The organism is Anaplasma marginale str. Florida (genome assembly GCF_000215485.1).
Taxonomy (GTDB): domain Bacteria; phylum Pseudomonadota; class Alphaproteobacteria; order Rickettsiales; family Anaplasmataceae; genus Anaplasma; species Anaplasma marginale.
This window is the reverse complement of sequence record NZ_AFMS01000191.1, coordinates 1-2,868: the sequence shown is the minus strand read 5'-3', so window position 1 is coordinate 2,868 and position 2,868 is coordinate 1. Positions and strand designations below refer to the sequence as shown.

Below are 2,868 nucleotides of genomic sequence, written 5' to 3'. Positions count from 1 at the left end.
CCTCCATGCACCCTCAAGATGACCACGCGGGACACTGCATACGACGACGAGCCAAGAATTATCTCTCCCCCTTCCACGGGGAAATAGCGTCAAAATTACGAAAGTCCTGCTGCAAATTCACCGGCTGATACACTACTTGTTTTTTTTGCAGGTCGTACCTAACCTCATCGTATCCGGTTAGAGGGAAATCTTTCAACATGGGGTGCCCAGTAAAGCCATAGTCAGTCAGGATTCTCCGCAGATCTGGATGTCCGTCGAACACGATGCCGTACATATCAAACACCTCACGCTCGAACCACCCTGCAGACCCGAACACCGAAGTAACAGATGGAACATTGTGCCCCTCGACCAGAGGCACTTTACAACATATTCTGGCATTAAACGCCACGCTCAGCAGCATATACACCACGTCAAACCTGGCTTCCCGGGCTTGATAGTCTACGGCGAATATGTCGGTCAAAATTTTGAACTTGCTCTTCTCGTCATCCCGTAATGTGGTAATACACTTAAGTAAATCTCCGGCTTCCAGCCGGCATTCTAATACCCCGTCGCTTCTGACCGCAACCTCCCGCTTCAGGATTTTACCTACGTGCTTTGTTACATGTTCTACACTTTGCTGCATGGCCCCTACGCCCCCCTCACTCCGGGGTTACCCCTTATTATCTTCTGCTGCAAACACAAAATCCCGTAAAGCAGTGCCTCTGCGGTTGGCGGACAGCCTGGAACATAGATGTCCACGGGCACTATGCGATCACACCCACGGACGACTGAGTAAGAATAATGGTAATATCCGCCACCGTTGGCGCAACTCCCCATCGAGATGACGTACTTAGGTTCAGCCATCTGGTCATACACCCTGCGCAGCGCCGGTGCCATTTTGTTCGTTAAAGTTCCAGCGACTATCATAACGTCTGCCTGCCTGGGGCTGGCCCTGAACATAACGCCGTATCTATCAAGGTCATACCTGCTGGCCGCTGTGTGCATCATCTCAACCGCGCAGCAGGCGAGGCCGAACGTCATGGGCCATAACGACCCACTGCGGGACCACCGCACCACGCTGTCGACCAAATCAGAGAATTTGGTGACGACAAAGCCACGGTCCTTATAGCCCTGCCACAGTTCCTGCTCCAGAACTTGGTGTTGCTGGTTTTCCATGTCCTTACTCCCACTCAAGGGCACCGACGCCCCATTCGTAAACAAACCCCACGGCAAGCAGCCCCGCGAAAAAAACCATGGACCAGAACCCAAATGCACCGATTGCGCCCAGGCATACAGCCCATGGGAATAAAAATGCCACTTCCACGTCAAATATGACGAACAGAATTGCAACAACACAGAATTTTATGTCAAAAGAGGAGGAGTCAGGTGCTTCGCCCTGATCAAACCCGCACTCATACGGAGACAACTTACCGAGACTGCCCCTCTTTCCAGCCAGAAAGGCGGGCAGCACGGCGAACACCGAAGACACCATTGCGGCAAGCATGATAAACAGCAGTATTGAAGAATAATCACCTACGCTTGGCATGGGCAACCTACGCCACTTTAAGGACACTCCAGATTCTTGCAAATTTCTCGCTGGGTGTCAATTTTCAATGGTTGTATGGGGTGTGATCGTCAGTGCCGTTAATTAGCCTGTGGTTTGAGTATGCCATGGTGCTGTGGCCCAGTTTTCTCATGTTCCCCATACCCGCTTCAGTAGCTTAAAAGGTTGGGGCAGGGTGGTTGCTCGTTTTGGGAGCTTTCACGCGCTTTGCTGATTTTAGTTTCTCTAACTCGGGCTTTTGAGTGATCTATTTTGAACGTGCTCGGTGGATTCGCACAGGGCACAATTGCTTTTGTCTGTGGTAGGTATGGTTTACCACCTTCGTCCTTGCGTTGTACGCTTATGTCTTAGGGTTTTGTAAATATGGCAGCAAGTACTGCGCTGTTATGCTATTTGGGTATTGCTTGACTAGCTCCGCCGGAGGGCCAAATGCCACTACACTCCCCCCTCTATCGCCGCCCTCTGGGCCTATGTCTATTACGTAGTCTGCGGTTTTTACAACGTGCAGGTTGTGCTCTATCACCACGACCGTATTTCCGAGTTTGGCCAGCATGTGCAAAATACGCAGCAAGTTTTTCACATCAGAAATGTGCAAGCCGGTTGTCGGCTCGTCAAGAATATACAGCGTCCTTCCGGTGGAGCGCTTAGACAGCTCCTTTGAGAGCTTGACTCTTTGTGACTCACCCCCGGAGAGTGTTGTAGATGGCTGCCCTATTCGTACATAGCCCATGCCGACCTCCCGCAAGGCGTGGAGCTTTTCTTTGATCAACGGAATCGCATTGAAACATTCCAGCGCTTCATCCACAGTCATGCAAAGCACGTCTGCAATGGATTTGCCTTTGTAGGTTACATCAAGCGTCTCTCGGTTGTATCTTAATCCGTGGCACTCTTCGCACTTTACGTACATATCCGGCAGGAAATGCATTTCAATTCTAATGTATCCGTCCCCCCTACATGTTTCGCATCTACCGCCTTTGGCATTGAAAGAAAACCTGCTTACGGTATAGCCGCGCGACTTTGCCAGCGGTAGCCCCGCGAACCACGTCCGTATGTGTGAAAACAACCCAACATAAGTTGCCGGATTTGAAGCGGGAGTTCTACCTATGGGAGACTGGTCAATCTCTATTACCTTATCTATATTCTCTAAACCCAGTATGGTATCACACTCTATGTCTGGTCTGATGGGCTCTCCGTCAACTCTGTGCAGCGCGTATTTGTAAAGAGTGTCCCAAATCAGGCTCGATTTTCCACTTCCGGAGACCCCTGTGACACAAGTAAAGCCACCGATGGGGATTTTCACATCCACGTTTTGTAAGTTATTTTTC

General features: G+C 50.5%; 3 protein-coding genes and 1 pseudogene. All 4 read right to left on the bottom strand.

From position 1 onward, the window contains the following. Positions 1–58 precede the first annotated feature (58 nt). The gene (locus GAC_RS05165) at positions 59–622 is read right to left on the bottom strand and encodes an NADH-quinone oxidoreductase subunit C (protein WP_010264046.1); all 564 of its coding nucleotides are present in this window, start codon (positions 620–622) and stop codon (positions 59–61) included. 5 nt (positions 623–627) lie between these two features. Further along, positions 628–1,155 carry a NuoB/complex I 20 kDa subunit family protein gene (locus tag GAC_RS05160; RefSeq protein WP_011114280.1) on the bottom strand — a complete coding sequence of 176 codons (528 nt, stop codon included), beginning with the start codon at positions 1,153–1,155 and terminating at the stop codon, positions 628–630. Positions 1,156–1,159: 4 nt separating this feature from the next. After that, positions 1,160–1,525, bottom strand: coding sequence for an NADH-quinone oxidoreductase subunit A (ndhC, locus tag GAC_RS05155; RefSeq protein WP_010264049.1), 366 nt, complete (start codon positions 1,523–1,525; stop codon positions 1,160–1,162). Between the two features lie 358 nt (positions 1,526–1,883). Continuing rightward, positions 1,884–2,868, bottom strand: a pseudogene (locus GAC_RS05150) (excinuclease ABC subunit UvrA); the annotation flags it as partial.